The organism is Flavobacterium sp. (assembly GCF_028689845.1).
Lineage (GTDB): Bacteria > Bacteroidota > Bacteroidia > Flavobacteriales > Flavobacteriaceae > Flavobacterium.
Genome location: NZ_JAQVCH010000062.1, coordinates 1 through 2,639, shown reverse-complemented (window position 1 = coordinate 2,639; position 2,639 = coordinate 1). Strand labels below are relative to the sequence as shown.

The following is a 2,639-nucleotide window of genomic DNA, read 5'->3' as shown; positions in this document are numbered from 1 at the left end:
GTGCATTCAGATGCTTTTAATCGGACTTTTATAGAATTGAAATGCAACGGTAAGAGCCAGAGGCAGCTACACCCGCAACCTTTTAATCGGACTTTTATAGAATTGAAATTAATTAATAAAGTGATTAATTAAAGTAAAGATTATACTTTTAATCGGACTTTTATAGAATTGAAATTAATCGCATTCCACTTTTATCTCTCCGCTTACTTGCTTTTAATCGGACTTTTATAGAATTGAAATTAGCGTTGTTTGCGGAGATTAAATCTGCAGCACCAACTTTTAATCGGACTTTTATAGAATTGAAATATCCGAAAGCCGTGCGAGTTGGTTTTGCCGCCTTTACCTTTTAATCGGACTTTTATAGAATTGAAATCCTACAAAGAGGGAAAACTAAGTAACGGCAGTGAGACTTTTAATCGGACTTTTATAGAATTGAAATAATTCAGTTTCTTTGCCTATCGCTGATGATACTATTTCTTTTAATCGGACTTTTATAGAATTGAAATTTCCAAAATAATCGGCTATTTTCGCCAAATCATCTACCTTTTAATCGGACTTTTATAGAATTGAAATTCTATAAAATTTTCGATAAACCATTGAGCTGATTTTCTTTTAATCGGACTTTTATAGAATTGAAATTAAAGTTTTTTTGTATTATAAGTATTGTTGTCTTTTACTTTTAATCGGACTTTTATAGAATTGAAATTCTCAAATCCGCATTCTTTAATGATTTCCAAAAGAACTTTTAATCGGACTTTTATAGAATTGAAATTGGTTAGCAACAAAAACGAAAGGTACAGACCCGTTCCTTTTAATCGGACTTTTATAGAATTGAAATCCGGCAAAATGTTTTTCGCCAAAGATTGCATTCAAACTTTTAATCGGACTTTTATAGAATTGAAATCCGGTGAATTTCTACAAGCCTACAACCCCGAATGGCTTTTAATCGGACTTTTATAGAATTGAAATATTCGTGAAGGGATAATTTTAGACACCGACACAGCCTTTTAATCGGACTTTTATAGAATTGAAATTTGATAGCTCTTCTATTTTATTTTTAATGATTTTCAACTTTTAATCGGACTTTTATAGAATTGAAATTATTATCACGAGTTATAAGTGTGCCATGAACTGAATCTTTTAATCGGACTTTTATAGAATTGAAATTTTTAAATTTATACATTATGGCAAGGTTAAAAAATGCTTTTAATCGGACTTTTATAGAATTGAAATTTCGGATAATAGCACACAAACTCATTCCATGCAGCTTTTAATCGGACTTTTATAGAATTGAAATAAGTTGAATTTATCAACATTGTTTTTTACAAACAAGTCTTTTAATCGGACTTTTATAGAATTGAAATCGGGGAATGTTTGCTGGGTTTGAACGGACATATAGCCTTTTAATCGGACTTTTATAGAATTGAAATTTGACAAATTCTGAAAAAACGCCTAACGACCCGATTCTTTTAATCGGACTTTTATAGAATTGAAACTCGATGAATATGGCTGACGTGTGGTTGGTGCTGCCTTTTAATCGGACTTTTATAGAATTAAACACCACAGGTGTTTTCGATATCCTTTATGTTTTTGACTTTTTAAGGTCTTAAAAAATAGGATGTCAAGGTTTTCCCTTAAAAAAGGGGATAAAAAAAAGACGAACCTTAGTTCGTCTTTTTTAGAATAAAACATCAAAAAGTGATGCTGATTTTTAAAGTATGAAACCGCCCTCTTTGATCGATTCTTGAATCATTTGGAAGGTGCGTTCAATATCTTGATCCAAACCAACCGAGAAACGAATCAAGCCCTCCGACATTCCCATCTCTTGTTGAATCGATTCGGGAACTTCCGAAGAGGTGCTTTTGCCCGAGTTGCTGAACAAAGTTTTGAAATAACCCAAGCTCACTGCCAAATAACCTACGCCTTTGGCTTCCATGATTTCCATGATTTTGCTGGCTTTTTCGGCTGTTCCCATATCAATGCTGATCATTCCTCCAAAACCGTATCCGGGGTTCATCAACGTTTTGAAAAGTTCGTGTCCTTTATGATCGGGAAGTCCTATATAATTGCATTTCAATCCGATTTCTTTAAAACGTTTGGCTAAATAAATGGCATTTTCGCCGTGTTTTTGCATACGGATATGCAGTGTGTGCAGATTTTTTAAAATCGATGACGAGCGCATCGGATCCAAAACCGGTCCTAACAACATGGCTGTTCCGTCATTCACATCAATCATCGAGTTGATGAAAGCGGCGGTAGAGCAGATGGCACCGGCAACGCAGTCGTTTTTACCGTTGATAAATTTGGTCATGCTGTAAATGACAACATCGGCACCATGTTTGGCAGGAGAAACCAACATTGGAGTAAAAGTGTTATCAACCAACAATTTAGCATTACCTTGGTGGGCAATTTTCGACAATTCGGGAATGTCGGAAATTTGCAACAACGGGTTGGTCATGGTTTCGGTGTAAATCACTTTTGTGTTGGGACGCATGGCTTTTTTCACAGCGTCTAAATCGGTGATATTGACAAAGGTAACTTCAACGCCGTATTTGGTGAGCCAGTTGTTCAAAAAGGCAAATGTTCCGCCGTAAGTGGTCATGCTGCTGACGATGTGGTCGCCGGCTTTAACGCAATGC

The 2,639-nt window shown here is 35.2% G+C and carries 1 protein-coding gene and 1 CRISPR repeat array; the gene reads right to left on the bottom strand.

The window, feature by feature from the left end; all coding sequences use genetic code 11:
* Positions 1-13 precede the first annotated feature (13 nt).
* Positions 14-1,560: direct repeats of the CRISPR family, unit length 30 nt; unit sequence CTTTTAATCGGACTTTTATAGAATTGAAAT.
* Between the two features lie 151 nt (positions 1,561-1,711).
* Positions 1,712-2,639 (bottom strand): aminotransferase class V-fold PLP-dependent enzyme (locus PHR76_RS13100; protein ID WP_300063612.1); only part of this gene is annotated, 928 nt, incomplete at its 5' end.